The organism is Kitasatospora sp. Root107, assembly GCF_001424875.1.
In the GTDB taxonomy this organism is placed as follows: Bacteria; Actinomycetota; Actinomycetes; order Streptomycetales; family Streptomycetaceae; genus Kitasatospora.
In genome coordinates this window covers 476,589-503,453 of sequence record NZ_LMCT01000012.1, presented here as the reverse complement: position 1 = coordinate 503,453, position 26,865 = coordinate 476,589, and the positions used below count along the sequence as shown (strand labels likewise).

Below are 26,865 nucleotides of genomic sequence, written 5' to 3'. Positions count from 1 at the left end.
GACCGAGTGCCAATATGGTCCGAGCACACCGACAACGAGGGGGCGTCATCATGGACGACCGACTGCAGGAGCTGTTCGACCGCAACGAGATCACCGACCTGATCTCCCGTCAGGGCCGCTGGCTGGACGAGGGGGTGACCGGCGACGGGCGCGATCTGTTCACCGAGGACGCCGTCGCCGAGACCCCGGGCGGTCTGGTCCAGGGCGTGCACCGGCTGGTCGCCCAGGCCAGGCACAACCACACCGAGGACACCCGGACCCAGCACTCGATCACCGACGTGCTGATCGAGCGGGACGGCGACCGCGCCTCGGTCCGGGCCAACCTGCGGGTGGCCTTCGCCCCGCTCACCGGCCCCGACGGCCCGCGCTTCATGGGTGGCGTCTACCGCTGGGAGGTCGTCCGGACGCCGCAGGGCTGGCGCTTCGCCAAGGTCCAGGCCACACCGGTCTGGCGGCACGGCGACTGGAACGAGAGCAATCTGCCGTCTGCCGTCCGGGCTACTGCTCCGGCAGCGTGACCGCGTCGACCACGTCCCGCAGGTCGTACCGGCGGCGGTGGGCCGTGCGCTGCCGCTCGGCGCCGCCGCCGTGGCCACGCAGCTCTGTCCACAGGCTGTGGACGGTCGCGGTGTCCCCGGCGGCGGCCAGGCCGGGGGCGATCCGGCGGAGCAGGCGTTCGACCAGCTCGACGGCGGGGGCGGGGGTGCCGGTGGTCAGGTCGACCCCGGCGCCGGTCAGGCCGTCCCGGGCGGCCCGCCAGTGCGCGGCCCGGAGCAGCGGATCGGATACCTGGGGCGGCCGGACGCCCCGGGCGGCCTCGGCCAGCAGCACGGCGGCCAGTGCGCGGGCCAGCCCGGCCAGCAGGACGACCACCCCGGGGTCGGCGTTCACGTCGCAGACCCGGATCTCCACGGTCGGGAAGGTCTCGGAGGGCCGGGCGTGCCAGTAGGCCATCCGTCGGTCGAGCAACAGCCCCGTCTCCACCAGCCGGTCCAGCAGCGCGTCGTACTCGGCGGCGTCGGCGAGCAACGGGGTCGGCCCGGCGCCCGGGAACTGGGCCCAGCGCAGTGTGCGCCAGCCCGCGTAGCCGGTGTCCCGGCCGTCGTGGAAGGGCGAGTTGGCGGCGATCGCCTGCAGCGTCGGCAGCCAGGGACGGAGGTGGTTGGCGAGCTGGACGGCGCTCTCCCGGTCCGGCACGCCGAGGTGGATGTGACAGCCGGCCACGCCCGCGCCCTGGTCGCCGTGCACCAGCGGCCCGTACTCGGTGACCATCCGCCGGTACCGGTCCTGGTTGCTGACGTCGAGTCGGGTGACGGAGGGGATCACCATGGTGCCGGAGGCCACCGCCCGGCAGTCCGCCTGCTCGGCCGCGGCGGCGATGCCCGCGCGCAGCCGGCGCAGTTCACCGTGCAGCTGGTCCAGGGTGTGCACCGGTACGGTCCGGGTCTCCACCATGGTCGGGAACAGCTCGCAGCCGACCTGGTCGCCGAGCAGTTCGGCGGCGGTCTTCAGGACGGTCGGCGCGGCCCCGACGGCGGCCCGGCTGTACCGGTCGGCGAGCAGGAACTCCTCCTCCACCCCGATGGTCGGCACCTGGCCCGCATCGGATTCCGACATCGTCCACCGCCCGTTTCCGCGCTTCCGCCGTCGCTGGGCAGTCTGCCCGGCTGTCGGTGGGCGAACCACCGGACACGCCTGCCCGATCGGGTGGAGCCGGAGCTCAGTGGCGGTTGCCCAGCGCGAACAGCAGGATCACGAACCCGGCGAAGGCGTGCGTACCGGCGATGTAGATGGAGGCCCGGACCAGCATCTGGCGGCGCCTGCTCTTCTCGTCCCGGACGGCGGCGCTCCGGACGGGCTCACCCTGGACGACATCACCCTGGACGACGTCGCTGCGAACGGCCTCGCTCATCGTCGGGCTCCTTCGGGTCGCGGCCGGGTCTCAGATCCCGAGTGTACGGGCGCGGGCGGCGGCCCGGTCGAGCAGCCGGTGGACGTCCGCCTGCCGGGTGGCCGGGTCGTCGTTGTACTCGTCGGGGGAGCTGACGGGGTGTCCGCTCGCGTGCAGCACCTCCATCACCTGGATCCGTGCCCGGCGGGCGTCCCCGGGCGAGCCGAAGCCATGGGCCAGGACGGCGGCCTGTGCGCCGAGCAGGCAGACCCGGCCCTCGGCGTCCCACATGGTGCCCTGCACCCAGCCGGCCGCGGCCAGGTACCGGGAGGTCAGCGACAGGTGCCCGGCGATGCCCACCACGGTCGGTGCCGGGGGCCTGCGCAGCAGGCGGTCCAGCAGGGTCGGGGCCGGCGGGCGGTGCTCCGCGTACCAGGGCTGCCGGATGCTGCCGAGCGGGCAGACGTAGGGCAGGTCCGGGCGGACCGGCGGCGGGACGGTGGCGAGGTACGCCTCGATCTCGGCGACCAGGCCGGAGCTGTCGAGGGTGAGCAAGGGCGGGGGAATTAACTGCTTATGGGGTGATTTCACCCTTTCTTGATACCCGACGCGTCCGCGCCGTGCCACGGCCGACGCGCGGGTGGCCCCGTTGCGGAGGAATCGGGAATCCGGCCGTTCGCCGTGGGTGGGCGCGGGTAGCGTGCTGGTATGTGGATCTCCTGGGTGACCGTGCCGACGCCGCTGCCGAGCGGGCCGCTGCGGCTGGCCGTCACCGAGCAGGGAGTGGCGGCGGTCTCGTACCACGGCGACGCGATCACGGGTGTGCCCGGCCGGGTGGGGATACCGGAGTGTGCGGACGAGAGCCGGGCCGGGCTGGTGCGGGCCCGGCTGGCGGAGTACTTCGAAGGTCGGCGGACGGAGCTGGAGCTGCCGATCGACTGGCGGTTCACCACCGGGCCGCATCGCACCGTGCTGCAGACCCTGACCGCCCAGGCCGGCTACGGGCAGACCCTCACCTACGGCGAACTCGGCGCCCGCAGTGGGGTGTTCGAGGACTTCACGGACGGTGGATGGACGGCGGCCCGGACGGTGGGCAAGATGATGGGCGCCAATCCGCTCTGCCTGCTGGTGCCCTGCCACCGGGTGGTCGCCTCGGACGGCATCGGTGGCTTCGGCGGCGGGCCGCGCGGCCTGGAGATCAAGCGCTGGCTGCTCACCCTGGAGGGCGTGCTGCCGCCGACCCTGGACTGGAACGGCCCCGGCTGACCCGAGGCCGGCCCGGCCCCGCGTGTCAGACCAGTGCGGCCATCGGCTTCGGCTGGTGCACGGCCGCCACCGGCAGGGGCAGGAGCTCCGGCTCGGGCAGGGTCTCCGGCTGGCGCGGCGCTGCACCGAGTGACGGCAGGATCGGCTGGATGGCGGCCACCAACGCGTAGTCCTCGCCCAGCAGTTCGTCGGCGGGCGGCAGTGCCGGCAGCCGGCCGAGCGCCAGCTGGACGGCGGCCAGCGGCAGGTTGAGCCCGCACAGCCGCAGCTGGTGCAGACCCCCCGAGGGCCGGGTGTTGATGTCCAGCAGCACCGGCACTCCCCGGTGGTGGCGGAACTGCACGTTGGAGAGGTAGGCCATCCCGAAGGTCTCGATCAGCCGCCGGGTCGGCTCCAGGTACACCGGGTCGACGGTGAAGCTCCGGCGGCGGCTGCGCTTGCTGCGGCCGACGGCGGCCAGCAGCCGGCCGTCCGGGTCGGCGAGGCAGTCCACCGAGACCTCGGGGCCCTCCAGGTAGGGCATCACCAGCAGGTCGACCGGCTCGGGGGCGGCGGCGATCGCGTCAGCCAGCTGGTCGAGCTGCACGCTGCCGCTGGGCCAGCCGGCCAGCTGCCCCAGCTGGAACGGCTCCCGGGTGATGGTGCGGAAGCCCTCGCCGCCCGCGCCGCTGGCCGGCTTGAGGCAGGGCTGCTCCCCGGCGTACTCCAACTCCTCCACCGCGCGCAGCAGTTCGTCGGCGGTCCGGACGTGGTGCCAGCTCGGCACCGGCAGCCCGGCGGCCGCCATCGCGACGTAGCCGTCCACCTTGCTCTCGAAGGTGGCGATCGCCTGGGCGGGCGGGCAGATCAATTCGGTGCCCCGGGCGGTGAACTCGGCGCGGCGCCGCGCGATCGCGAGCTGGTGCAGCCGGGGGAGGAAGACGTCGATCCGGTGCCGGTCGCAGAAGTCCAGGGCGAACTCCACGTACGCCTCGGCGGACAGGCCGTCCGGCTCCAGCAGGCCGTGGTCGGCGGCCGCCAGGACGGGGGAGTCGGCGTCCACGTGGGTGGCGTAGACCTCCACCGGCGCCGCCCGCAGCAGGTCAATGAAGAAGACGTTCTCGGCGTAGGTGCGGTTCAGCCAGACGCGGGTGGGGGCGATCAACAGAGGTCTCCCTGGAAAAGGGCAGCAAGAAGAGTGGGAGGGCGTCCGGCAGAGGATGGCCGATCGGCCTTGACTGCGCCCTTGAAGTGGCACCTTAGCGCTCTCGGCCGAACGGATGAACGGGGGGTGGCGGCCGATCCGCGGCGTCAACCGGGGGAATCGCCGGGCTTCCGTCAACTCACTTGAATTGCTGGCCAGTTGGCCTGGTGGTCGACAGGTTTCCGGGATGTGAATTCTTCGACGGTCCGAGTGCGACGGCGTACGCGATGCACAGAAACGGCGTAGTCGGAGCGAGAACGTCCGAACAATCACTGATTCGGGTGAGCCCGGTGGCATTTGTCGATCAGCTGAGCCCGGCCGGCCGCCACTATGAACCACGCAACGCGATCCGTCCATCATGCCCGCATCGTGCTCGCGGAGAGGCCTTCGATGTCCATCGAAACCAATGTCGGTATCCCCCACCAGGGCGGGGAGTCACCGGCCGCGGCCGGTGTGCGCCCACAGAGCCTCGGGACCGAGGCCGCCCGACAACTGGCGACCACCACCAAGTCCGCCCCGCAGATGCAGGAGATCAGCGACCGCTGGCTGCTCAAGGTGCTGCCCTGGGTCGAGGTCGCGGGCGGCGCCTACCGGGTGAACCGGCGGCTGAGCCACGCCGTCGGCCAGGGCCGGGTGGGATTCGAGCAGACCGGCTCCGAGGTCCGGGTGGTGGCGCCGACGCTGCGGGAGATCCCGCTGCTCCGCGACTTCCCGGACGACCGGCTGCTGGTCGAGCTGGCGGGCCGGTGCACCGCCCGTACGGTCGCCCCCGGCGAGCTGCTGGCGGAGGCCGGGCAGCCGGTCGACGAGGTGTTTCTGATCGCGCACGGCAAACTCGACCGGCTGGGCGTCGGCAGGTACGGCGAGACCACGGTGCTCGGGATGTCGGCCGACGGCGACCAGCTGGGGGACGAGGCTCTCGGGCAGTCCGACCCGCTCTGGCCGTACGCCGTCCGGGCCGTCACGGCGGGCACCGTGCTGGCGCTGCCCCGGGCGGCCTTCCAGGAGCTGGCCGGGCGTTCCCCCGCGCTGCGCGAGCAGCTCGAGCGGTATGCGGCGGGCGCCCGACAGGCCGTCAACAAGTACGGCGAGGCGCAGATCGAGCTGTCGGCCGGCCACCGGGGTGAGGTCGAACTGCCGAGCACCTTCGTGGACTACGAGCTGCGGCCGCGCGAGTACGAGCTGAGCCTGGCTCAGACCGTGCTCCGGGTGCACACCCGGGTCGCCGACCTCTACAACGGGCCGATGAACCAGACCGAGCAGCAGCTCCGGCTGACCATCGAGGCGCTGCGCGAGCGCCAGGAGTACGAGCTGGTCAACAACCCCGAGTTCGGCCTGCTGGCGACCGCCGCGTACGAGCAGCGGATCTCCACCCACTCGGGGCCGCCGACCCCGGACGACATGGACGACCTGCTCAGCCGGCGCCGGAGCACCCGGTTCTACCTGGCGCACCCGAGGGCGATCGCGGCGATCGGCCGGGAGGCCAGCAAGCGCGGCCTGTACCCGGAGGCGGTCGAGCTGGACGGGCAGCGGGTGACCGCCTGGCGCGGGGTGCCGATCCTGCCCTGCAACAAGATCCCGATCAGCAAGGGGCAGACCACCTCGATCCTGGCGATGCGGACCGGGGAGAACAGCGAGGGGGTGATCGGGCTGCGGCAGACCGGTCTTCCGGACGAGTACGAGCCCGGTCTTTCGGTGCGGTTCATGGGGATCGACGAGAAGGCGATCACCTCCTACCTGGTGAGCACCTACTACTCCGCGGCGGTGCTGGTGCCCAACGCGGTCGGTGTGCTGGAGAACGTCGACATCGCGCACCGGGGCTGACCGCACCGGAGCCGGCGGTACCGAGGCTGCGGGCGGTCCGCGCGCAGCCACTTCATCTGGGGGAGGACGGACATGGGGATCTTCACGATCGAGCGGGACAGCCGCGAGGGGGCCGAGGCCATCGAGGTGCTGGCCCGCTCCCGGGCGGTGGTGGACCCGGTGCTGCGGGCGGCCGTCGAGTCGCTGCCCGCCTCGATGCGGCGGGTCTCGGGGTACCACTTCGGATGGTGGGAGGCGGACGGCGTGCCGTCGACCGCCGGTTCGGGCAAGGCGATCCGGCCGGCCCTGGTGCTGGCCGCGGCCCAGGCGGTCGGGGCCACCGGGCCCGCTGTGGCGGTCCGGGCGGCGGCCGCCGTCGAGCTGGTGCACAACTTCACCCTGCTGCACGACGACGTCATCGACCGGGACGACACCCGGCGCCACCGCCCCACCGCCTGGCGGGTGTTCGGCGTCACCGAGGCGATCCTGGCGGGCGACGCGATGCACTCGCTGGCCCTGCGGGTGCTCGCGGAGGACGAGCACCCGGCCGCCGCGACGGCGGTCCGGCGGCTGGCCGACTGTGTGGTCGAGCTCTGCGAGGGCCAGCAGGCGGACTGCGCCTTCGAGCAGCGCGACGACGTCACCCTGGCCGAGTGCCTGGCCATGGCCGAGGCCAAGACCGGCGCCCTGCTCGGTAGTGCCTGCGCGATCGGTGCGCTCTACGGTGGCGCGGGGGAGCAGGCGGCGGCCGCGCTGGACGCGTTCGGCCGGGAGATCGGGCTGGCCTTCCAGCTGATCGACGACCTGATCGGCATCTGGGGCGACCCGGCGGTCACCGGCAAGCCGGTCGGCGCCGACCTGGCCGCCAGGAAGAAGTCCCTGCCGGTGGTCTTCGCACTCGCCTCCGGCAACCCGGGCAGTGCCCGGCTGGCCGAACTCTACGCACTGGAACGCCCGTTGACCGCCGTCGAGCTGCGCGAGGCGGCCGCTTCGGTGGACCAGGCCGGCGGCCGGGCCTGGGCCCAGAGCGAGTCCTGTGAGCGGATGGCGGCCGCGATCGCCCACCTGGCGGACGCCGTCCCCGACCCGTCGGCGGCCGACGACCTGCTGGCCCTCGCGGAGCTGGTCACCCGACGGGCGTACTGAGCTCCTGCGTCGTGGGCGGCACCGCTCAGGTCGAGCAGTGCCGCCCACCGCCGTTCAGCCCTCGGACCGACCCAGTGCGGTCAGCAGCTGCTGCTCCTTCGCCCGGTCGATCCCGAGCTCGGTGCTGCCCTGCCGGTAGGGGGCGTCGGCGGGGCCACGCTGCTGGATCCAGGCCCAGGTGTCGGCGACCGTGTCGGCCAGCGGGCGGGTGCGCAGTCCGGCCGCCGCGGCCTTCGCGGCGTCGGCGGTCCAGATGCCCGCCCAGTCGGGCGAGGTCGGGCTCCAGAGCGGCAGCTCGGTCCACGGCGACACCGCCGCCTCGGTGAGCAACTCGTCCGGCGCCCAGGCCAGTTCGGCCCCGCTGCCGGTGGCGGTCACACAGGCTTCGAGCATCCCGCGCATGGTGCTGGTGCCGGGCAGCGCGGTGGTGACGTACCGTCCGGCGTCGCCCCGCTCCAGCAGGTCGAGCCCGAAGGCGGCGAAGTCCCGGGCGTCGATCAGCTGGAGCTCGCGCTCCGGGTCGCCACCCGCGAGCACCCTGCCGCCCTCGGCGATCCGCTCCAGCCACCAGGGCAGCCGGCCCACGTTCTCGTACGGGCCGATCAGCAGGCCGCAGTTCAGGATCAGCGACCGCTCGGGCCCGAACACCTCCAGTACCGCCCGCTCGCAGCCGGCCTTGAGGTGGTTGCCGGGCGGCTGGTCGGCCGGGGTGTCGGCGGGGCAGGGCTGGGTGGCAGTGTCCTCGTCGACCGACACGGCGGGCCAGTCGGTGAAGGCGTGCACGGAGGAGACGAAGGTGTAGTGCCCGGTATGGTCGCGCAGCGTCCGGGCGGCCAGCGAGACCGCGTACGGCTGCTGCCCGGCACTGTCCACCACGGCGTCCCAGTGGCGGCCGTCGACCAGCCGGGCCAGGTCCTCGGGGGAGTTGCGGTCGCCCCGGACGGCTTCGACGCCGGGCTGGTCGGGGCCGGAGAGGCCGCGGTTGAAGGTGGTGACCCGGTGGCCACGCTGCAGGGCTTCGGACACGTAGGCGCGGCCGAGGAAGGACGAGCCGCCGATCACGAGGAGGTTCATGCCGTTCAGCCTGCGCCGCTCGGGCTGCCACCGGAAGCGAGGTTCGCCCTGGGCAAAGCGGGTTCGCCGAGAGCTGACGCTCCGTCCGACATGCCGGTCGACCATGGGCGACATAGCATCCGTTCCGTATGGTCTGTGACGTTATGTCCGATCTGGGGAGTGCGGCAGCATGGGAAACCCGGTACTGGTGGATCCGGCGACGGTGCGCAGGACGGCGGCGGAGGGCTGGATCTGGGGATTCAGCCTGTTGGAGAACTACCGCACCCTCTACCCGCAGGCCGTCGACCAGGCGGATCCGCGGTACGTCGGCGGCTTCGGTGTGTTCCGGCACTACCCGCAGCCCTCTACCCCGGCCAACACCGACGTGGTCACCCCGAACAACGACACCCCGTACTCCTGGGCCTGGCTCGACCTGCGGGCCGAGCCGTGGGTGATCGAGGTCCCGGCCGTGGACCGCTACTACGTGATCCCGCTGCACGACCTGGACACCCCGTACGTCGGCTTCGTCGGCACCCGCACCACCGGCGGGTCGGCCGGCCGCTACCTGGTCACCGGGCCCGGGCACCGGGACGTCCCGGCGGACGGCTTCGACGGGGTGCTGCGCGCCGACACCGAGCTGGTCGGCATCGTCGGCCGCACCTACCTGGCCGGCCCGGAGGACGTCCCCGAGCTGGAGCGGATCCAGCAGCAGTACGCCCTTCGGCCGCTCAGCGCGCACCGGGGCGCCGAGCCGCCGCCCGCCGCTCCCGAGCCGGTCTGGCCGGTCTGGCGGGAGGAGATCCGGGACACCCTGGAGTTCTTCGTCCTGCTGGACTTCCTGCTCGGCTTCTTCCCGGCCCGGCCGGCCGGCACCGCCCTCCCCGCCGAGCTGGACCTGCGCCGCCGACTGGCCGAACTCGGCATCGGTGGCGGGGACTTCGAGCCCGCCACGCTGACCGCCGAGCTGCGCGAGTCGGTCACCCAGGGCATCGCGGACGGCCGGGCGGAGCTGGAGCGGGCCGCCGCCGGGACGGTCGGCAACACCGGCCTGTTCGGCACCCGGGCCGAGCTGGGCGAGGACTTCCTGAAGCGTGCGGTCGGCGCCTACAAGGGCCTGTACGGCCTGCCGTCCGCCGAGGCCTGGTACGGCGGCTGGGTGGCCGACAGCGAGGGCAACCGCCCGCCGAACGCCTCGGACCGCGACTACGTGCTGCACTTCCCGCCCGACCGGCTGCCCCCGGCCCGGTTCTTCTGGTCCGCCACCATGTACGGCCTGCCCGACCGGCTGCTGGTGGACAACCCGCTGCAGCGGTACTCGATCGGCGATCGCACCCCGGGTCTGGTGTACGACCCGGACGGCGGCCTGACCCTGCACGTCCGGCACAAGCGCCCGGCCAACGCCGAGCACAGTGCCAACTGGCTGCCCGCCCCCGACGGTCCGTTCAGCATCGTCATCCGGCTCTACGGCCCCGACCAGCGTGTCCTGGACGGGACTTGGACCATCCCGCCGCTCACCCCGCGCGAGCCGGAGGTGGTCGGGGCATGATCGAGGCCAATCTCGAAGCCCTGGCGGCCGACGCCTACGTCTACGGCTACCCGATGGTTTTCGACCTCACCATGGTCGACCGGTGCCGACGACAGGGCATGGGCAGCCTGCCCGCCACCGACTTCAACCGCTTCGGCCACGCCGACCGACTCGCCACGGCCGGGACCGAGTTCGTCTCCGTGAACAACGACACCGTCTACTCGGTCGCCCAACTCGACCTCTCCGGCGGCCCGTTGGTTCTGGACGTGCCGGACACCGACGGCGCCTACCTGGTGCTCCAGTTCGTCGACGCCTGGACCGACAACTTCGCCTACCTGGGCCGCCGGGCCACCGGCACCGGTGCGCAGCGCCGCCTGCTGGTGCCCCCGCACTGGCACGGCACCCCCGAGCCCGGGCTCGAGGTGATCGAGTGCCCGACCACGGTCGCCACCGTGGTGGGCCGCAACGCCTGTGAGGGGCCGGCCGACCTGCCCCGGGTGCGCGAGCTCCAGCGCCGACTGACCCTGACCCCGCTGGAGCCGGGCGGGGTGTACGCGGGCCTGCCCGAGCCCGACCCCGAGGTGCCGGAGCAGCTCCGCTTCCTGGAGCAACTCCGGCTCTGGATGGCACAGTTCCCGCCTGCCGCGCCCGATGTCGAGTACCAGCAGCGGTTCGCCCCGCTCGGTCTGCTGGACGTCGGCGCCTCGCCCTACCGCAACCCCGCCCCCGACTGGGCGACCGCGCTGGCCACCGGCCTGGCCGAGGGCCGCCGCCGGGTCGAGGAGGCAGGCCGCCCCGACCCCGACCTGCCGGGCGGCGAGTGGGTGCTGAACCTGCACCTCTTCGACTACAACCTGGACCACTTCGGCCCCGGCACCCTGGACGACCCGCAGTGGCGGATCCCCGACCGCCGGGCCGCCTACCTGACCCGCGCGGTCGCCGCCCGGACCGGGCTCTGGGGCAACCACGCCTACGAGGCGGCGTACGCGATGACTGTCCAGGACGCCGAGGGGAGGACGCTCACCGGCGCTCGCTCGTACACCCTGCGCTTCGAGGAACCGCCGCCGGTGGACGCGTTCTGGTCGCTCACCATGTACGACGCCACCGACTACTACCTGGTGGCCAACCCGATCGACCGCTATTCGATCGGCGACCGCACGCCGGGCCTGGTGTACGCACCGGACGGCTCGCTCACCCTGGTGGTCCAGCACCGGCGGCCGGAGGACCCGGCCGAGGCGGCCAACTGGCTGCCCGCCCCCGAAGGGGACTTCCGCCCGGTGATCCGGCTCTACCAGCCGGGCGCCGCCGTCCTGGACGGTACGTACCGGCTGCCGCCGCTGCAGCCGCGCTGACCGTACTCTTCGCCTCGCTGTAACACCCCGCAGCCTTCACCGCGTCAGACAGGTGTGAGCAGGTGGCAGCAGGCGGGGGAGTGGTGAGGGTGGGAAACCGGAGCGGGCGCGACCGGGACGAGCGGTACCTGGAGTTCGCGGCGGCAGGCGCGGGCCAGCTCTACCGCTCGGCCTGTCTGCTGACCGGCGGGGACACCCACCTCGCCGAGGACCTGGTGCAGGAGACCCTCGGCCGGATGTACGCGCTCTGGCGCCGCTCCGGCTGGCTGCTCGGCGGCCGGTCGATCGACAACCCGGCCGGGTACGCCCAGCGGGTCCTGTTCCGCACCTACCTGAGCCACCAGCGACGGCGCAGCAGTACCGAGCGCCCGACCGGCGAACTCCCCGACCGGGCCGGGCCGGACGGCGACGACGGCACCCTGCGGCTGACCCTGCTCGAAGCGCTCGCCCGACTCTCCGCCCAGGACCGGGCGGTGCTGGTGCTGCGCTACTGGGAGGACGTCAGCATCGAGCAGACCGCCGAGATCCTGCACTCCAACTCCGGTGCCGTACGTACCCGGAGCTCCCGCGCGCTGGTCCGCCTCCGCGCTCTGCTCGGCGACTCGCTGGCCGAGCTGGCCGGGCACTGAGCGCCTGTTCCGACTGCCGGGCCGCCAGGGCCGGTCTGACCCTTCCGAGAGACGGTGATCCGTGATGTCCGAACACTCCGACTTCGAGGGCGAGTTGACCCGGGCCCTGCGCCGGGCCGGTACGGCCTTCGAACCCGACCAGCACGGCCTCACCCTCGGCGGAGCCGCCCGGGGGCGCCGGATGCGCCGCCGGTCGTTCACCGTGACGGGTGGCGCGGCGGCCGTGCTGCTGCTGGCGGCCGGCACGGCGGCCGTCGCGGGACTGCCCGGCGGCGCCGCCCGCCCGGTGCCCCCGGCGTCCAGTGCCTCACCGTCCGCACCCGGTCTGACGGCCCCGCAGCTGGTCGCCGCGCTGACCTCGCACCTGACCGGTCTCCAGGTGCTCGACTCCGAGGCGATCGACACCGCCGAGTCCGTGCGCACCGGGCTGCCGCCCAGGCTGTCGGTCACCGTGGACGACGGCCGGGGCCGGGCCTTGGTGACGGTCACCGTGAACCGGCTGCAGGCGCAGGAGGGCCACCGGTCCAAGACCGACTGCCCGGCCGAGCCGTCCGCGACCGAGATCTGCGAACAGAGCCGGACGGCGGACGGCGGCACGCTCACCCTCCGCCGCGACCAGCTGCCAGGCGGGGACCCGAAGCGGATCTGGTCGGCCTCGTTGGACGCTCCCGACGGGCGGTGGGTGAACGTCAGTTCGTACAACTTCGCCAACATGGTCGACCAGAACACCACCCGGGCGGAGCCCCCCCTGACGGTGGCTCAGCTCGGGGTGATCGCCGCCGACCCGGTCTGGCGTCCCGCCTTCGAGGCGATCCCGGCGGGTGGGCTGACCCAGGTCGTCCCGCCGCCGGTGCTCGCCGGGGAGCGGATCGCGGCCATCGTCCAACCGCTGCTCCCCGCCGGGGCGGTGGCCGACCAGCTCAGGCCGACCGCCGACAACCTGCACCTGCGGGTGAACACGGGCGGGGTGGACGTCCACCTGCGGGACTGGCGGAAGCCGCCGATGGGCACGCCGGCCGACGAGTTCGCCGGGGCCGAACGGCTGGCGGACGGCACCCTGCTGCTCGCCAGGACCGAACCGTTCGGCGGACCGAGCTACCGCAACGTGGTTGTGCTGCTCCGTCCGGACCGGCTGCGGGTCACGGTCTCGGCGCTCAACCCACCGGTCGTCGAGGGCCGGACGCCCGTCTCCACGCCGGTGCTGACGCTCGACCAGGTCCGCGCCCTGGCCCTCGCGGTGGTGGCGGAGGCGGCCCCGCTGCCGTAACCCGGTCACGGGGTCTCCGGGGCGGCGGGGGAGGCCGGGGCCGAGGCGGACGGCGAACCGGTTGGAGTCGGGGCGGGGGTGGAGGTCGGGCTCGGGCCGGGCTCGGGCGAGCCGGTCGGGGTGCTGCTGGGCGAGGGGCTCGGGGAGCCGCTGGGCGTCGGCGACGGGCTGTCGCTCGCCCCGGGGGTGGGGGACTGGGACGGGATGCCCCGGTCCGAAGGGCCGCCCTCCAGGGTGACCACGGCCTGGGACGGGGGCAGGGCGATCCGGGCCCGCCACTGGTGGTCCGGGGCCCGGGACTGATCGACCGTCACGGTGACGGTGATCCGCTGGGCCGGGGCCAGGGTGCCGGAGTCGCGGCTCAGCCGCAGCCAGTCGGCGTCCACCTCCGCGTGCCAGTGGATCGTGGTGCCACCGGAGTTGACCAGGGTGATCACCGTCCGCTCGCCGAACTCCTGGGCCCCGACGGTCAACTGGCCGGGAGCCGCAGGCACCACCTCGGCCGGGGCCTCCGGCCTGGGGGTGGCGTTGCCCAGCCGGGTGGCACCGTGTCCCGGCACCTGGACCGCCGGGCCCAGCACGGACGGCAGCAACGTTTCTGCGCCCGTGGTGACCGAACCGGCCAGCTCAAGGCCGTGCTCCGAGCCGACCGACGGCACCTCGCGGACCGACGGCCCGGCGGACGGCTTCGCAGGCGTCTCCACCCGCACCGAGGAGACCGCCGCCGCCCCCGACACACCGTCATCGCTGCGGTGCGCGCCCCAGAGCGCCACCACCGGAGCCGTCAGCACCGCCGCCAGCACACCCGTGGTCACCACCCGCTGACGCACCGCCAGACCACCGAGCCGACTCGGCGCCCGGTGCCGGGGGAAGCCCCGCTGGTCGAACCGGAGCGCGCCCTCCTCGGGCCCGGCCGGCCGCCGGGACACCATCCGGGCCCGCAGCTCCTCCGGCGCGGGCAGCAAGGGCAGCCCGGGCAGTGCCGCCAGACCGCGGCCCAGCTCGCCGGAGACCCGCTCCGCCGTACCCCGGCAGGTCGGGCAGTCCACCAGGTGGCGGACCAGCTCGCGGCGCAGCGCCGGGCCGAGCACCCACTCCCGCCAGCTCTCCGCCCCGGCCCCGCCCAGCTCGGCCAGCACCGGGCAGCTGCCCACGCCGAGCACCAGCAGCGCGACCCGGGTCCGCCACACCTCCGCCTCGGCGGCGGCCAGCAGCTCGTCACCCGCCACCCTGGACAGCCCCAGCACGGCGGCCACCTCGTCCGGCCCGAGCCGGTGGCGCACCGCCAGCTCCAGCGCCTCGCGCTGCTCCGGCGGCGTCCCGGCCGCCTCCGGCCAGGCCAGTGAAGCCAGCTCCCGCCGCTGCTCAGGCCCAGGGGCCGGCTGGCCCTGGGCCAGCCGCTGCAGACAGCAGTGCCGCGCCAGCGAGTACAGCCAGGCCCGGCGCAACGCCGGATCGGCCAGCCGTTCGCCGTGCCGCAGCGCGAGGTCGCGCACCTCGCGGACCGCCGCAACGGTGGCGCCGTGCTCGCAGAGAACGGAGAGACAGTACGTGAACAGCCCGTCGGCGTACTGGTCGTAGGCCGCCGCCGTGGACGTGGGGGAAGTCGTCACCCGTCCGACGCTAGGCACCCGGCCGAACGACGGGGCTGATTCGGGCCCCTTGTACTTCTTTCGGGTAACAACACCACCCGACCGAGAACCTTTGGGAGGTACCCACTCCGAGCCCCGAAGTACTTGTCGGTGCCAGCCGCTACGGTGTGCCCCATGGCTGCCCGCACCAAGACCACCGCCAAAGCTCGCCCGGCGTACCGCTGCACCGAGTGCGGCAACCAACTGCCCAAGTGGGTCGGCCGCTGCCCCGAGTGCAACGCCTGGGGCACCGTGGAGGAGTACGGCGCGGTCCCGATCCGGACCACCGCCGCCGGCCCGGTCAGCACCCCCGCGATGCCGATCGGCCAGATCGACGGCAAGGTCGCGACCGCCCGTACCACCGGCGTACCCGAGCTCGACCGGGTGCTCGGCGGTGGCCTGGTGCCCGGCGCGGTGGTGCTGCTGGCGGGCGAGCCCGGTGTCGGCAAGTCGACCCTGCTGCTGGACGTGGCGGCCAAGGCGGCCAGTGACCAGCACCGCACCCTCTACGTGACCGGAGAGGAGTCGGCCAGCCAGGTCCGGCTGCGCGCCGACCGGATCAACGCGCTCTCCGACCACCTCTACCTGGCCGCCGAGTCCGACCTCGGTGCGGTGCTCGGCCACATCGACGCGGTCAACCCCGGCCTGCTGGTGCTGGACTCGGTGCAGACCATCGCCTCCGCCGAGCTGGACGGCGCGCCCGGCGGTCCGGCCCAGGTCCGCGAGGTGGCGGGTGCGCTGATCCGGGCCTCCAAGGACCGCGGGATGGCGACGCTGCTGGTCGGCCACGTCACCAAGGACGGTTCGATCGCCGGGCCCCGGCTGCTGGAGCACCTGGTGGACGTGGTGCTGAGCTTCGAGGGTGACCGGCACGCCCGGCTGCGGATCATCCGTGGCATCAAGAACCGCTACGGCGCCACCGACGAGGTCGGCTGCTTCGAGCTGCACGACGAGGGCATCATCGGCCTGGCCGACCCGTCCGGGCTGTTCCTGACCCGGCGTGACAAGCCGGTCCCCGGTACCTGTCTGACCGTCACCCTGGAGGGCCGCCGGCCGCTGGTGGCCGAGGTGCAGGCGCTGATGGTCGACTCGCAGATCCCGTCCCCGCGCCGGACCACCTCCGGCCTGGAGTCGCCCCGGATCGCGATGATCCTGGCGGTGGTCGAGCGGCACGGCGGCGTCAAGCTCGGCAAGCAGGACATCTACACCGCGACGGTCGGCGGCGTGAAGCTCACCGAGCCGTCCGCCGACCTGGCGATCGCGCTCGCGGTGGCCAGCTCCTCCTCGGACACCCCGCTGCCGAACGGCCTGGTGGCGATCGGCGAGGTCGGCCTGGCGGGCGAGGTCCGCCGGGTGACGGGTGTTCAGCGGCGGCTCGCCGAGGCGCACCGGCTGGGCTTCACGCACGCCCTGGTCCCGCCGGATCCTGGCAAGGTCCCGCGCGGGATGAAGGTGGTCGAGGTGGCCGACATCGGCGAGGCCCTGCGGGCCATCCCGGGCCGCCGCAAGGCCGCCGCGAAGCCCCGTACCGAGGCCGCCGGGGGCCCGCCCGCCCCGCGCCCGGCACCGGTCGCCGCACCCGCCGTGGCCTACCCGGAGGAGCTCATGCAGGGCTGGGAACCGGTCGACTCGGAAGAACTCAACTGACCCGGACCTCCTTATTGCCGAACGCCGTTAGACTTTCCCCTGTTTAATCGGCATGAAGTGCAGTAATGAGAGACAGACCGTCGGGCACCACGCCACGCGGTCCGGGTCGACCGGAGGAGTCACGTGGCAGCCAGCGACCGGGCGGACAAGTCCCCCCGCGAGGAGGCCCTGCTGCGGGCTTCCCTCACAGCCATCGCGCCGGGGACGGGTCTGCGCGACGGTCTGGAGCGGGTGCTCCGGGCCAACACCGGCGGGCTGATCGTGCTCGGCTTCGACAAGACGGTGGACTCCATCTCCACCGGCGGCTTCGTGCTGGACGTCGAGTTCACCGCCACCCGGCTGCGCGAACTGTGCAAGCTGGACGGTGCGGTGGTCCTGGACAAGGACATCACCAAGATCCTCCGGGCTGGGGTGCACCTGATGCCCGACTCGACCATCCCCACCGACGAGACCGGCACCCGGCACCGCACCGCCGAGCGGGTCAACCGGCAGACCGGCTTCCCGGTGGTCGCGGTCTCGCACTCGATGCGGCTGATCGCGATGTACGTGAACGGGACCCGCCGGGTGCTGGAGGACTCCACCACCGTGCTCTCCCGGGCCAACCAGGCGCTGGCCACCCTGGAGCGCTACAAGCTCCGCCTCGACGAGGTGGCCGGCACCCTCTCCGCGCTGGAGATCGAGGACCTGGTCACCGTCCGGGACGTCACCGCGGTCGCCCAGCGGCTGGAGATGGTCCGGCTGATCGCGGCCGAGATCGCGGGCTACGTGCTCGAACTCGGCACCGACGGCCGACTGCTCTCGCTCCAGCTGGACGAGCTGATCGCTGGCGTCGAGCCCGAACGCGAACTGGTCGCCCGGGACTACTTCCCCGAGCGGGCCGCCAAGCGCGGCAAGACCGTCCCCGAGGTGCTCGCCGACCTGGAGGCGCTCACCCACGCGGAGCTGCTCGACCTGCAGACCGTCGCCAAGGCCTTCGGCTACCCCGGCACGCCGGAGTCGCTGGACTCGGCGGTCTCGCCGCGCGGCTACCGCCTGCTGGCCAAGGTGCCCCGGCTGCCCAACACCGTCATCGAGCGGCTGGTCGAGCACTTCGGCGGTCTGCAGAAGCTGCTGGCCGCCAGCATCGACGACCTGCAGACGGTCGAGGGCGTCGGCGAGACCCGGGCCCGCTCGGTCCGCGAGGGGCTGTCGCGGCTCGCAGAATCGTCCATCCTGGAGCGCTACGTCTGACCCTGGCGCTGGTCCTGACTCCGACCCGCGCCTGGCGCTGACCCGGGGTCAGGTATCCGTCGGGTCGGTCGGCTTCGCCGCGTAGAGCAGGCTGAGCATCGTGACGTCCACGGCGTCCGGGGCGGAGCTGTCGCCCTCGGCGGCCAGTTCGTCGAAGATGGCACCGAGCTTTTTGCGCAACTGGACCACCCGCTCGGGACGCAGCCGCAGGCTGAAGTGGTTGAACATGGCGGGTGAGGCGGGCAGACCCGGGGCGATGTTCGGCAGGTCGAGCCGGTCCGCCAGGTAGTGGCTGCGGAAGTCGGCGCGGACCAGGTCAAGCGCGGCGAGCAGCGGGCCGATCGCCTCGTGCCGGTCGATGCTGCCGTCGGCGAAGACCTGGCCGGAGAGGCGCAGTGTCTTCTGGGCCGGCCGGTAGCGGCTCTCGGTGATGCCGGACACCACCCTGGTCCCGGCCACCATGATCAACGCGGTCTGTTCGAGCTGCTTGATGTGCCGGTAGAGCTTGGTCGGCGGTTCGTCGAGCGCGACGGCGATCTCCTTGACCGTCAGCGGTTGCGGGTCCCGCTGCATCAGCGCGTTCAGGATCGCCAGCCGCATGGGGTCGGCCAGTGCCTTCAGCGTTGCCAGGTCGCCGACTTCACGCTCACTCAGTTGCTCGTCCACTGGTTCATTAACCCATGAACGTCAACGCTTGTGCAAACAATCACCCTTCTGCAACCATTCACTCAAGCGTGAATGGTTGCAGAAGGGTGACCGTGCACGCTCGGGTGAACGGGGTGGGGCATGACCGCGCAGCAGCAGCTGGACGAGGTCGGGGCGCACGAGGTTGGGGAGTGCGAAGCCGGGGAGCGCGAGGTCGACCGGAGCACGGCGGTACCCCTGCGCCGCAACTGGCGTTACCAGGCGATGTGGAGCGGAGCCGCCGCCTCGATGCTCGGCACGATGGTCGCCGACACCGCCTACCCGCTCCTACTGCTGGCGATGACCGGGTCCGCGCTGCTCGCCGGAGCGTTCGGTGCGGTCCAGTTCACGGCCTCGCTGCTGTTCGGCCTGCACGGCGGCGCCCTCGCCGACCGCCGCGACCGCCGCCTGATCCTGATCGTGGCCGACACCGTCCGGGTGCTTGCCACCCTCTCCGTCCCGGCCGCACTCTGGCTGGACCGCCTCACCGTCTGGCACGCCCTGCTGGTCGCCGCCGTCATCGGCGCCACCATCGCCTATGCGGGCCCGGTCCGGACGCTGGCGGTCCGTTCGCTGGTGCCGCCCTCCCAGCTCCGGCAGGCGCTCACCCAGGACGAGGTGCGGGTCAACGGCGCGGTTCTGCTCGGTCCGCCGCTGGCCGGACTGCTGCTCGGCCTCGGCCGGGCCGTTCCCTTCCTCGCCACCGCCCTCACCTCGCTCTACTCCCTGGCCACGGCCTGCCTGGTCCGGTTCGAGAGCCGCCCGGCCGACCTGGAGGGCAGCGGCGAGCAGAGTGCGGGCCGGGAGAACGGCAGCGCCTTGGCGGGCCTCCGCCAGCTCTGGGGCAACCCGGTGATGCGGTCGATCGTCGGTGTGGTCGCCGTGATCAATCTGGTCGGCGCCGCGACGCTGCTGCCGCTGATGGTCCTGCTCCGGGATGGCGGCACCTCGACCACGGGTACCGGCCTGGTGCTGACGGGCGAGGCGGTCGGCGGGCTGCTCGGCGCCCTGCTGGTCCGTCCGCTGCACCGGCACCTGCGCCCCGGGCGGCTGCTGCTGGCCGTCACCTGGGCCATGGTTCCGCTGCTGCTGACCCCCGCGCTGGTCAGCGGCCCGGTCGCGCTCTTCCTGATGCTGCTGGTGGTCTCGCTCGGCGTGCCCGCGCTGCGGGTGATGGTGGATCTGCTGATCTTCCAACAGGTGCCGGACGCCCTGCGCGGCCGGGTGATCGCCGCGACCATGACGCTGTTCATGCTCGGCGTACCGCTGGGCAGCTTCGCCGGCGGACTGCTGCTCGGCCAGCTCCGGCCGGTCGTGGTCCTCCAGCTGCTGACCGCCCTGCTCGCCGTCGCCCTGCTGCCCGCCACCTTCAACCGCTCCCTGCGGCAGGCAGTCTGGCCCGCCCGGGCACAGTAGGTGTCGGGTCAGTCCTCCAGGCGGATCGACGTACGGGCCGCAACCGGGCCGCCCGCCGGGCCGTTGAGGGTGGCCTGGACGAGGTAGCGGCCGACCGGGGCCGGGGTGGTGTCCGGGGTGGCGCACTGGGGCTTGCTGCGACCGCGCTCCCAGGTGAACGTCTCGGTCAGGCCGGCGCCCGCGCCGAGCTGGACCCAGGTGTCCTGACGCTCCGTCGGGCAGTCGCCGGAGGACCAGATCCGCTCGTTGGACTCGGCCAGGGTGACGACCACCGTGGAGGCCGTCCGGCCGAGGTTGACCCGGCAGGTGCCCGTGGACGTGTTCCGTACGGTGAGCGAGAGCCGGGGCTTGTCCTTGGCCTTGTAGGCGTCCTGACTGCCCGCCAGCTCCAGCGAGACCTGGGAGGCGGTGCAGACCGGCAGGGCCATCACCTCGGCGGTGTTCACCGGAGGGGGAGTGCTGCTGCCCCCCGAAGTGCCACCCGCGCCGCCGCCTGACGCCGTGCCAGACGTGCCTGACGTGCCTGCGGTGCCCGTAGTCCCGGTGCCGCCCGTGGTCAGGCTGACCTCGCCGCCGCCGGAGCCCGAGACCCCGCCGGTGGCGGTCGAGCCGCCGGAGCCGCCGCTGCCGCCCGGCCGGGTGGTGATCGCCGGTCCGGTGGGGTCGGCGCCAGGGGTGATCGACTGGGCCGGGGCGGGTTGGGCCGCCTTGCCCCGGCCGGATTTCCCGTCGCCGCTGGGGCGCGTGACCAGCCAGAGGACCAGCGCGAGGAGGGCTGTCAGGGCCACGAGCACGACGATGCGCCGTCGCCAGTAGATCGAGGCCGGCAGCGGTCCCACGGGTTGACGCAGAGAAGGCACGCGCAAACTCTACGAGACCCGGCACACCCGATGGTGCATCAACACCGCTGCTGGGCCGGTTCCTTCACATCATCCGTGTTTTGCTCCGGACGGGGGAGCGGGGTGGCCCGTGGCGAGGGCCACCCCAGGGACCTCTACCGGATGAAGTCCTTGAACTCTTCGTAGCTGATCTCCTGGTCATTGTCCGCGTCGGCGAACGCGAAGGTCTGCGCCGCGTTGGCATCGCTCACCGCAGGGATCTTCTGAAGGTAGGACTTCAGCTCGGAGGCGGTGATGAAACCGTCCCCATCAGTGTCGATCTCGTTGAACTGGCGGCGGGCGTGCTCTTCCGTTGCCATTGTCTGCTCCTTTGTGAGGCGCCGAATTCTGACTGCGGAAATCATAGATGCGGTCGGTATCCGTTTGTCTACGCTCTGCAAATTATCAATTTGTTGTTATTGGTCAACTATTCCCCTGGACGGAGCAGAGCGGCCCGCATGGCAGGATGGACGCCCCATGGCTGCCACTTCCGTGACCCCCGCCCCGCTGCTGCACTCGACCGTTCTCGACTGGTACGAGGCCAACGCCCGCGACCTTCCCTGGCGTACCCCGGAGGCTTCGCCCTGGGCCGTGATGGTCAGTGAGTTCATGCTCCAGCAGACCCCGGTGAAGCGGGTGCTGCCCGCGTACGCCGCCTGGTTGGAACGCTGGCCCACCCCGGCCGACCTGGCTGCGGACGCGCCGGGTGAGGCGGTCCGGATGTGGGGCAGGCTCGGATATCCGCGCCGGGCGCTGCGGCTGCACGCCGCCGCCGTCGCGATCACCCGCGAGCACGGTGGCCGGGTCCCCGACGACCACGCCGCACTGCTCGCGCTGCCGGGTGTCGGTGAGTACACCGCCGCGGCGGTCGCCTCGTTCGCCTTCCGGCAGCGCCATGTGGTGCTGGACACCAACGTCCGCCGGGTGTTCGCCCGCGCGGTCGAGGGGGTGGAGTACCCGGCGCAGGCCACCACGGCCGCCGAGCGGCGGACCGCGACCGGCCTGCTGCCCGCCGACACCGGCACCGCCGCCGCCTGGGCGGTCGGTGTGATGGAACTCGGCGCGCTGGTCTGCACCGCGCGCAGCCCCGGCTGCGACGGCTGCCCGCTGCGCCGGCACTGCGCCTGGCAGGCGGCCGGCTGCCCGCCGTACCAGGGCCCGCCCCGCCGGGGGCAGACGTACGAGGGGACGGACCGTCAGGTCCGGGGCAAGCTGCTCGCCGTCCTGCGGGACGCGCACGGCGAGGTCCCGCAGGCCCGGCTCGACGCGGTCTGGCCGGACCAGGTCCAGCGGGCCCGGGCGCTCGACGGCCTGGTCGCCGACGGGCTGGTCGAGCCGGTCGCCCAAGGCGTGTACCGGCTCCCGCAGTAGCTCTCGCGCACCCGGCCCCGGAACGACGGATGCCCGGGCCACCCCACACGGGGCGGCCCGGGCATCTGTCGTGGTGTCAGACCGCGGCAGCCTCGAGCGACTTCTCGGCGGGCTCGTCGCCCGCACCGCGCAGCGGCGTCTCGCGCATGAAGAGTGCGGCCGCCACGGCGACCAGGCTGATCACCGCACCCCACAGGAAGACGGTGTGCATGCCGTTGGCGACGGCGTGGTGGTACGCGTCCTGGAACTGCGCGGGCAGGGCGCGCAGCGCGTCCGGGCCGAGCTGGCCGTGGCCGCCGGGGACCTGTGCGCCGGAGGAGGCCATGGTCGAGGTGACCTGGTTGTTGAACAGGGCGCCGAACAGGGCGACTCCGAACGAGCCGCCGATGGTGCGGAACAGGGTGGCGGTGGAGCTGGCCACGCCCATGTCCTTGAGCTCGACGCTGTTCTGCGCGACCAGCATGGTGATCTGCATCAGGAAGCCCATACCGGCGCCGAGCACCACCATGTAGCAGGCCGAGGTGAACTGGCTGGTGTCGGTGCCGAGGGTGGAGAGCAGCAGCGAGCCGCCGGCCATCACGGTGGTACCGATGATCGGGAAGACCCGGTACTTGCCGGTCTTGGTGACGATCCCGCCGACCACCAGCGAGATGACCAGCATGCCGAACATCATCGGCATCAGCAGCAGCCCGGAGTTGGTCGCCGAGGCGCCCTGCACGGTCTGCTGGTAGAGCGGCAGGAAGGTGACGGCGCCGAACATCGCGAAGCCGACGATGAACCCGATCACCGAGACCAGCGCGAAGTTCCGGTTGCGGAACAGGCCGAGCGGCAGCATCGGCTCCTCGGCCCGCTGCTCGACGTAGCAGAAGCCGATCAGCGAGGCGGCGGCGAGCGCGGTCAGGCCGAGGATCTGCTTGGAGCCCCAGGCGTACTCCTGGCCGCCCCAGGTGGTGATCAGGACCAGCGAGGTGATGCCGGCGGTGAGCAGGATCGCGCCGAGGTAGTCGATCTTCGCGGTGGAGCGGACCTTGGGCAGCTTGAGCGTCACCACGATGAAGGCGAGCGCGACGATGCCGAGCGGCAGGTTGATGTAGAAGGTCCAGTGCCAGCTCAGGTGGTCGGTGATGAAACCGCCGACCAGCGGGCCGCCGATGGTGGCCAGCGCCATCACGGCCGCGAACATGCCCTGGTACTTGCCGCGGTCGCGCGGCAGCACTAGCGCGCCCATGATCGACATCACGCCGACCATCAGGCCGCCCGCGCCCAGGCCCTGGATCGCGCGGAAGGCGATCAGCTGGGTCATGGTCTGCGAGAGCCCGGAGAGCGCCGAGCCGAGCAGGAAGATCCCGATCGAGATCAGGAAGGTGCCCTTGCGGCCGTACAGGTCGCCGAGCTTGCCCCAGATCGGGGTGGAGGCCGCGGTGGCCAGGGTGTACGAGGTGACCACCCAGGAGAGGTGCTCGGCGCCGCCGAGGTCTCCGACGATGGTGGGCATCGCGGTGCCCACGATCAGGTTGTCCAGCATCGCCAGGAGCATGGCGACCACCAGACCGATCATCACCAGCCGGATCTCGCGCGGGCTGCGCGGCGTCGGATCGGCCTCCGGCACCTCGGCCGCCGCCGGGGTGTCGACCTGCTGTTTCGGCATGCTTCTGTCTCCCGCTGCGGTACCGGTGGCTAACTTACTTGCCGACCGGCTAGTGAATGGACCTCTGGCACGGTAAGTTGTCCGTATGCTGGGCGTCAAGCCGATTACTCGCTTACGAGCCCGGTTGCAGGGAGAATGCGAGCCCGGAGATCCGGGACACCGCACTCTCCACCCCGATCGCAGTCCTGAGGCAGGCCGCCAACTCATGAGCACCGCGCAGAGCCCCCGTACCGACACCAGGGCGCGGATCATCGACGTGGCGCTGGAGCTGTTCGCCGAGCAGGGGTACGAGAAGACCTCGCTGCGCGAGATCGCTGATCGGCTCGGGGTCACCAAGGCCGCGCTGTACTACCACTTCAAGACCAAGGACGACATCGTCCACGGCATCGTGGAGAGCATGGCCGCGCCGATCGACGAGGCGATCGCCTGGGGCGAGGGCCGGCCCTGGTCGCCGGAGCTGCGGGACGAGCTGGTCCGCCGGTTCGCCGCCGGAATGACCGAGCGGGCACCGCTGCTGCGGTTCTTCCACGAGAACCAGCCGTCGCTGCGGGAGTCCGCGGCGGGGCTGAAGTTCAAGGCCCGGATGTTCGCGATGATCCGGCTGGTGCACGGCCCTGACGCGAGTTTCCAGAACCGGCTGCGCGCCGCGATGGCACTGTTCTCGATCAACACCGCGCTGTTCCTGCTCAAGCAGGACCAGGAGGGTGGGCCCGACCCGGCCTGTGCGGGTCACGAGCCGGCCGCCACCCTGGCGGAGGCGACCGACGCGGCGCTTGAGGTCGCGTTGGAGATCGCCGGGCTGATCGACCCCGCCTGACCCCGCCTTCCCCCACCCGGCCCGGCTCCTCCGCCCCGATCCGTCGGGGCGGAGCCGGGCCGGGGCGCTACCGCCGGCTGTGCCAGCCGCCCGCGCCCTCGGCGGGCGATCCACCGACGCTGAGGAGATCGTCGGCCTCCGGTCCGTCGAGCTCCCGGCCCGCGCCGAGCGAGGACGTCAGACCGGCTCCTTCCACGTCGACGTTCGGCAGCAGCCGTCCCAGCCAGCCGGGCAGCCACCAGGCCTTGTCGCCGAGCAGTGCGAGCACCGCGGGCACGATCGTCATGCGCACCAGGAACGCGTCGAAGAGGACGGAGATGCCCAGCCCGAAGCCGATCATCTTCACCATCTGCTCGCTGGAACCGATGAAGCCCGAGAAGACCGAGATCATGATCACGGCCGCCGCGGTGACCACCCGGGCCCCGTGGCGGAACCCGGTGACGATCGCCTGCCTGGCGGGCTCACCACCGACGTACGCCTCGCGCATGCGGGTCACGAGGAAGACCTCGTAGTCCATCGCCAGGCCGAACACCAGGCCCACCATGAAGATCGGCATCATCGACATGATGGGGCCAGGCTGCTCCACGCCGAAGACCGGGGCGAGCCAGCCCCACTGGAACACCGCCACGACGGCGCCGAGCGCGGCGAGCACCGACAGCAGGAAGCCGAGCGCCGCCTTCAGTGGCACCAGGATCGAGCGGAAGACGATCACGAGGAGCAGGAACGCCAGACCGACCACCAGTGCCAGGTACGGCACGAGCGCGTCGTTCAGCTTCTGCGAGAAGTCGATGTTCATGGCGGTGGCGCCGGAGATCATCAGCTCGGCGCCGGTCTCGGCCTTGAGGTCCTTGCCCGTGGCGCGGATCGCCTGGACGACCTCCTCGGTGTCCACCGAGCTCGGCTTGTACCGGGAGACGACGGTGAGCAGCGCCGTGTCACCGGCATCGTTGAACATCGCCGGGGAGACCTTCGCGACTCCGGCCGTACGCCTCACCCGCTCCGCGACGCCGTCCGCCGAGGCCTTCGGATCGGCTGCGTGCCTGACGTCGACAACCGCGATCAGCGGGCCGTTGAAACCCGGCCCGAAACCCTCCGAGAGGAGGTCGTAGGCCTTGCGCTGGGTGCTTGCGGGGGCCTGGGAGCTGCCGTCGGGCAGGCCCAGTTCGAGTGAGGCGACCGGGATCGCGGTCGCGCCGAGTCCGAGGACCGCGGCGAGCAGGACCGCCACCGGGTGGCGCAGTACGAAGCCCGCCCAGCGGGTGCCCGCGTTCGGCTTCGCGGGCCCGGCCGACGCGCTGCCCGGCTGGGCGATCTCCCGCCGGGCCCGGCGGCCGTGCACGCGCTTGCCGACGTAGCCGAGCAGCGCCGGGATCATGGTGAGTGCGATCAGGACCGCGATCGCGACCGTGCCGGCCGCCGCGCCGCCCATCTTGGTGAGCATCGGGAGATTGACCACGGCCAGGCCGGCCAGCGCGATCACCACGGTGAGGCCGGCGAAGACCACGGCCGACCCGGCCGTGCCCACGGCCCGGCCCATCGCCTCCTCCCGTTCCCAGCCGTCGGCGAGTTCGGCGCGGTAGCGGGAGACGATGAACAGCGCGTAGTCGATGCCGACCGCCAGGCCGATCATCATGGCCAGCGTCGAACTGTCGGTGCCCAGGTCGAGCGCCTTGGCGAGGGCGGTGACGGAGCAGACCCCGATGCCGACCCCGATGAGCGCGGTGAGCAGCGGCAGCCCGGCGGCCACCAGGGAACCGAAGGTGACGACGAGGACCACGGCCGCCATCGCGATGCCGATGAACTCGGTGCCGCCGGCCTCCGGATCCGCCTGGAGCGCGTCGCCGCCGAGCTCGACGGTGAGCCCGGAGGCCCGCGCCCGGGCGACCGTCTGCTGGAGGGCGTCGCGGTCGGCGTCCTTCAGCTCCGGGGGAGAGACCTTGTAGTCGACCGAGGTGTAGGCGATCGTGCCGTCCTCGCTGACGGTCTTCTCTGCGAACGGGTCGGAGGCCGAATCGACCTGCGCCGAGCTGGACTTGAGCTCGGCGACGGTCTTCTCGATCTTCTCCCGGGTGGCGGCGTCGGCGACCGTGCCGCCTGCTCCGGCCTTGAAGACGACCCGGGCGGTGGCACCGTCCGCGTTCATACCCGGGAAGCGCTCGTCGAGCAGGTCGAACGCCTTCTGCGCTTCGGTGCCGGGGATCGAGAAGGAACTGTCGACGGCGGTGGGCGCGTTGGCCGCCGCCACGCCCGCGAGGACGAGCAGCGCGACCCACAGGAGAGCGACGAAGTTGCGTCGCCGGTAGGAGAATTTTCCGAGTCGATAAAGGAACGTGGCCACGGAGGCATACTTCCGTTCGGGTCGTGGACTTGATGGGAAGCCGGTGCGGGCGCAGCGGGAGGCACGCGGTCCTGGCGGAGGCAGTGGTCA

Annotated in this window: 24 protein-coding genes; 13 read left to right on the top strand and 11 right to left on the bottom strand. The window is 72.4% G+C overall.

Features of this window, described 5'->3' with window-relative positions; genetic code table 11:
• The first annotated feature begins 50 nt into the window (after positions 1-50).
• Positions 51-518, top strand: a complete 468-nt coding sequence (locus ASC99_RS14055) for a nuclear transport factor 2 family protein (protein ID WP_057231807.1) — start codon at positions 51-53, stop codon at positions 516-518.
• Here the strand turns inward: ASC99_RS14055 and ASC99_RS14050 are convergent.
• The 3 genes from ASC99_RS14050 to ASC99_RS38485 form a co-directional block, all read right to left on the bottom strand.
• Complete coding sequence (locus tag ASC99_RS14050) at positions 499-1,617, bottom strand: glutamate--cysteine ligase (protein WP_057231805.1); 1,119 nt, start codon at positions 1,615-1,617, stop codon at positions 499-501. The genes ASC99_RS14055 and ASC99_RS14050 overlap by 20 nt on opposite strands.
• Positions 1,618-1,720: 103 nt before the next feature.
• A complete protein-coding gene (locus ASC99_RS14045) occupies positions 1,721-1,912 on the bottom strand; it encodes a DUF6126 family protein (RefSeq protein WP_057231803.1) in 192 nt (63 codons plus the stop codon).
• A 30-nt stretch (positions 1,913-1,942) separates the two neighbouring features.
• A complete protein-coding gene (locus tag ASC99_RS38485; protein ID WP_057231801.1) occupies positions 1,943-2,446 on the bottom strand; it encodes a hypothetical protein in 504 nt (167 codons plus the stop codon).
• Between the two features lie 153 nt (positions 2,447-2,599).
• Between ASC99_RS38485 and ASC99_RS14035 the strand changes: the two genes are divergently transcribed.
• A complete protein-coding gene (locus ASC99_RS14035) occupies positions 2,600-3,157 on the top strand; it encodes a methylated-DNA--[protein]-cysteine S-methyltransferase (protein WP_057231800.1) in 558 nt (185 codons plus the stop codon).
• Positions 3,158-3,182: 25 nt separating this feature from the next.
• Here the strand turns inward: ASC99_RS14035 and ASC99_RS14030 are convergent, their stop codons facing one another.
• Positions 3,183-4,301 (bottom strand): ATP-grasp domain-containing protein, encoded by a 1,119-nt coding sequence (locus tag ASC99_RS14030; RefSeq protein ID WP_063857074.1) that lies wholly within the window; start codon positions 4,299-4,301, stop codon positions 3,183-3,185.
• Between the two features lie 429 nt (positions 4,302-4,730).
• Here ASC99_RS14030 and ASC99_RS14025 point away from each other — a divergent pair, with 429 nt between their 5' ends.
• Together ASC99_RS14025 and ASC99_RS14020 are read left to right on the top strand one after the other, a co-directional pair.
• On the top strand, positions 4,731-6,164 hold the full coding sequence (locus ASC99_RS14025) for a family 2B encapsulin nanocompartment shell protein (protein WP_082598305.1): 1,434 nt from the start codon (positions 4,731-4,733) through the stop codon (positions 6,162-6,164).
• Between the two features lie 72 nt (positions 6,165-6,236).
• Positions 6,237-7,289 (top strand): family 2 encapsulin nanocompartment cargo protein polyprenyl transferase, encoded by a 1,053-nt coding sequence (locus tag ASC99_RS14020; protein ID WP_057231798.1) that lies wholly within the window; start codon positions 6,237-6,239, stop codon positions 7,287-7,289.
• A gap of 54 nt (positions 7,290-7,343) precedes the next feature.
• Here ASC99_RS14020 and ASC99_RS14015 read toward each other — a convergent pair whose 3' ends face one another.
• Complete coding sequence (locus ASC99_RS14015) at positions 7,344-8,363, bottom strand: NAD-dependent epimerase/dehydratase family protein (protein ID WP_057231796.1); 1,020 nt, start codon at positions 8,361-8,363, stop codon at positions 7,344-7,346.
• A gap of 169 nt (positions 8,364-8,532) precedes the next feature.
• On the opposite strand from ASC99_RS14015, the gene ASC99_RS14010 reads away from it, so the two are divergent.
• The 4 genes from ASC99_RS14010 to ASC99_RS13995 all read left to right on the top strand — a co-directional run bounded on the left by ASC99_RS14010 (position 8,533) and on the right by ASC99_RS13995 (position 13,115).
• Positions 8,533-9,888: a DUF1254 domain-containing protein gene (locus tag ASC99_RS14010; protein ID WP_057231794.1), complete on the top strand. Its 1,356-nt coding sequence runs from the start codon at positions 8,533-8,535 to the stop codon at positions 9,886-9,888.
• On the top strand, positions 9,885-11,219 hold the full coding sequence (locus ASC99_RS14005; RefSeq protein ID WP_200948329.1) for a DUF1254 domain-containing protein: 1,335 nt from the start codon (positions 9,885-9,887) through the stop codon (positions 11,217-11,219). Before ASC99_RS14010 ends, ASC99_RS14005 begins: the two co-directional genes overlap by 4 nt.
• An 83-nt stretch (positions 11,220-11,302) precedes the next feature.
• Positions 11,303-11,848: a SigE family RNA polymerase sigma factor gene (locus ASC99_RS14000; RefSeq protein WP_369824191.1), complete on the top strand. Its 546-nt coding sequence runs from the start codon at positions 11,303-11,305 to the stop codon at positions 11,846-11,848.
• A gap of 64 nt (positions 11,849-11,912) precedes the next feature.
• Positions 11,913-13,115 (top strand): hypothetical protein, encoded by a 1,203-nt coding sequence (locus ASC99_RS13995; RefSeq protein WP_057231789.1) that lies wholly within the window; start codon positions 11,913-11,915, stop codon positions 13,113-13,115.
• Positions 13,116-13,120: 5 nt separating this feature from the next.
• Here the strand turns inward: ASC99_RS13995 and ASC99_RS13990 are convergent, their stop codons facing one another.
• On the bottom strand, positions 13,121-14,728 hold the full coding sequence (locus ASC99_RS13990; protein WP_057231788.1) for a sigma-70 family RNA polymerase sigma factor: 1,608 nt from the start codon (positions 14,726-14,728) through the stop codon (positions 13,121-13,123).
• Positions 14,729-14,881: 153 nt separating this feature from the next.
• On the opposite strand from ASC99_RS13990, the gene radA reads away from it, so the two are divergent.
• Together radA and disA are read left to right on the top strand one after the other, a co-directional pair.
• Positions 14,882-16,393 carry a DNA repair protein RadA gene (gene radA / locus ASC99_RS13985; RefSeq protein WP_057231785.1) on the top strand — a complete coding sequence of 504 codons (1,512 nt, stop codon included), beginning with the start codon at positions 14,882-14,884 and terminating at the stop codon, positions 16,391-16,393.
• 171 nt (positions 16,394-16,564) lie between these two features.
• The gene (gene disA, locus ASC99_RS13980; protein ID WP_057232179.1) at positions 16,565-17,623 is read left to right on the top strand and encodes a DNA integrity scanning diadenylate cyclase DisA; all 1,059 of its coding nucleotides are present in this window, start codon (positions 16,565-16,567) and stop codon (positions 17,621-17,623) included.
• 48 nt (positions 17,624-17,671) lie between these two features.
• On the opposite strand, the gene ASC99_RS13975 is transcribed toward disA, so the two are convergent.
• Positions 17,672-18,289 (bottom strand): helix-turn-helix domain-containing protein, encoded by a 618-nt coding sequence (locus ASC99_RS13975; protein ID WP_057231782.1) that lies wholly within the window; start codon positions 18,287-18,289, stop codon positions 17,672-17,674.
• A 120-nt stretch (positions 18,290-18,409) separates the two neighbouring features.
• Here ASC99_RS13975 and ASC99_RS13970 point away from each other — a divergent pair, with 120 nt between their 5' ends.
• Positions 18,410-19,723: an MFS transporter gene (locus ASC99_RS13970; protein ID WP_082598304.1), complete on the top strand. Its 1,314-nt coding sequence runs from the start codon at positions 18,410-18,412 to the stop codon at positions 19,721-19,723.
• A gap of 8 nt (positions 19,724-19,731) precedes the next feature.
• On the opposite strand, the gene ASC99_RS13965 is transcribed toward ASC99_RS13970, so the two are convergent.
• Both ASC99_RS13965 and ASC99_RS13960 read right to left on the bottom strand, forming a co-directional pair.
• Positions 19,732-20,583, bottom strand: coding sequence for a hypothetical protein (locus tag ASC99_RS13965; RefSeq protein ID WP_063857072.1), 852 nt, complete (start codon positions 20,581-20,583; stop codon positions 19,732-19,734).
• Positions 20,584-20,717: 134 nt separating this feature from the next.
• On the bottom strand, positions 20,718-20,966 hold the full coding sequence (locus ASC99_RS13960) for an EF-hand domain-containing protein (protein WP_082598303.1): 249 nt from the start codon (positions 20,964-20,966) through the stop codon (positions 20,718-20,720).
• 112 nt (positions 20,967-21,078) lie between these two features.
• Here ASC99_RS13960 and ASC99_RS13955 point away from each other — a divergent pair, with 112 nt between their 5' ends.
• Positions 21,079-21,972: an A/G-specific adenine glycosylase gene (locus tag ASC99_RS13955; protein ID WP_057231776.1), complete on the top strand. Its 894-nt coding sequence runs from the start codon at positions 21,079-21,081 to the stop codon at positions 21,970-21,972.
• A gap of 76 nt (positions 21,973-22,048) precedes the next feature.
• On the opposite strand, the gene ASC99_RS13950 is transcribed toward ASC99_RS13955, so the two are convergent.
• Positions 22,049-23,620 carry an MDR family MFS transporter gene (locus ASC99_RS13950; protein ID WP_082598302.1) on the bottom strand — a complete coding sequence of 524 codons (1,572 nt, stop codon included), beginning with the start codon at positions 23,618-23,620 and terminating at the stop codon, positions 22,049-22,051.
• A 205-nt stretch (positions 23,621-23,825) separates the two neighbouring features.
• On the opposite strand from ASC99_RS13950, the gene ASC99_RS13945 reads away from it, so the two are divergent.
• On the top strand, positions 23,826-24,437 hold the full coding sequence (locus tag ASC99_RS13945) for a TetR/AcrR family transcriptional regulator (RefSeq protein WP_057231774.1): 612 nt from the start codon (positions 23,826-23,828) through the stop codon (positions 24,435-24,437).
• A 67-nt stretch (positions 24,438-24,504) separates the two neighbouring features.
• Here ASC99_RS13945 and ASC99_RS13940 read toward each other — a convergent pair whose 3' ends face one another.
• Positions 24,505-26,775: an MMPL family transporter gene (locus ASC99_RS13940; RefSeq protein ID WP_057231772.1), complete on the bottom strand. Its 2,271-nt coding sequence runs from the start codon at positions 26,773-26,775 to the stop codon at positions 24,505-24,507.
• Positions 26,776-26,865 lie beyond the last annotated feature (90 nt).

Excerpts from the sequence above, each read along its gene's own strand:
- ASC99_RS14050 (WP_057231805.1), bottom strand. The coding sequence starts at position 1,617 with ATGTCGGAATCCGATGCGGGCCAGGTGCCGACCATCGGGGTGGAGGAG.
- ASC99_RS14025 (WP_082598305.1), top strand. The coding sequence starts at position 4,731 with ATGTCCATCGAAACCAATGTCGGTATCCCCCACCAGGGCGGGGAGTCA.
- ASC99_RS14035 (WP_057231800.1), top strand. The coding sequence starts at position 2,600 with ATGTGGATCTCCTGGGTGACCGTGCCGACGCCGCTGCCGAGCGGGCCG.
- ASC99_RS13970 (WP_082598304.1), top strand. The coding sequence starts at position 18,410 with ATGACCGCGCAGCAGCAGCTGGACGAGGTCGGGGCGCACGAGGTTGGG.
- ASC99_RS14020 (WP_057231798.1), top strand. The coding sequence starts at position 6,237 with ATGGGGATCTTCACGATCGAGCGGGACAGCCGCGAGGGGGCCGAGGCC.
- ASC99_RS14005 (WP_200948329.1), top strand. The coding sequence starts at position 9,885 with ATGATCGAGGCCAATCTCGAAGCCCTGGCGGCCGACGCCTACGTCTAC.
- ASC99_RS13945 (WP_057231774.1), top strand. The coding sequence starts at position 23,826 with ATGAGCACCGCGCAGAGCCCCCGTACCGACACCAGGGCGCGGATCATC.
- ASC99_RS14010 (WP_057231794.1), top strand. The coding sequence starts at position 8,533 with ATGGGAAACCCGGTACTGGTGGATCCGGCGACGGTGCGCAGGACGGCG.
- ASC99_RS14015 (WP_057231796.1), bottom strand. The coding sequence starts at position 8,363 with ATGAACCTCCTCGTGATCGGCGGCTCGTCCTTCCTCGGCCGCGCCTAC.
- ASC99_RS14055 (WP_057231807.1), top strand. The coding sequence starts at position 51 with ATGGACGACCGACTGCAGGAGCTGTTCGACCGCAACGAGATCACCGAC.
- radA (WP_057231785.1), top strand. The coding sequence starts at position 14,882 with ATGGCTGCCCGCACCAAGACCACCGCCAAAGCTCGCCCGGCGTACCGC.
- ASC99_RS14045 (WP_057231803.1), bottom strand. The coding sequence starts at position 1,912 with ATGAGCGAGGCCGTTCGCAGCGACGTCGTCCAGGGTGATGTCGTCCAG.
- ASC99_RS13950 (WP_082598302.1), bottom strand. The coding sequence starts at position 23,620 with ATGCCGAAACAGCAGGTCGACACCCCGGCGGCGGCCGAGGTGCCGGAG.
- ASC99_RS13995 (WP_057231789.1), top strand. The coding sequence starts at position 11,913 with ATGTCCGAACACTCCGACTTCGAGGGCGAGTTGACCCGGGCCCTGCGC.
- ASC99_RS13960 (WP_082598303.1), bottom strand. The coding sequence starts at position 20,966 with ATGATTTCCGCAGTCAGAATTCGGCGCCTCACAAAGGAGCAGACAATG.
- ASC99_RS13955 (WP_057231776.1), top strand. The coding sequence starts at position 21,079 with ATGGCTGCCACTTCCGTGACCCCCGCCCCGCTGCTGCACTCGACCGTT.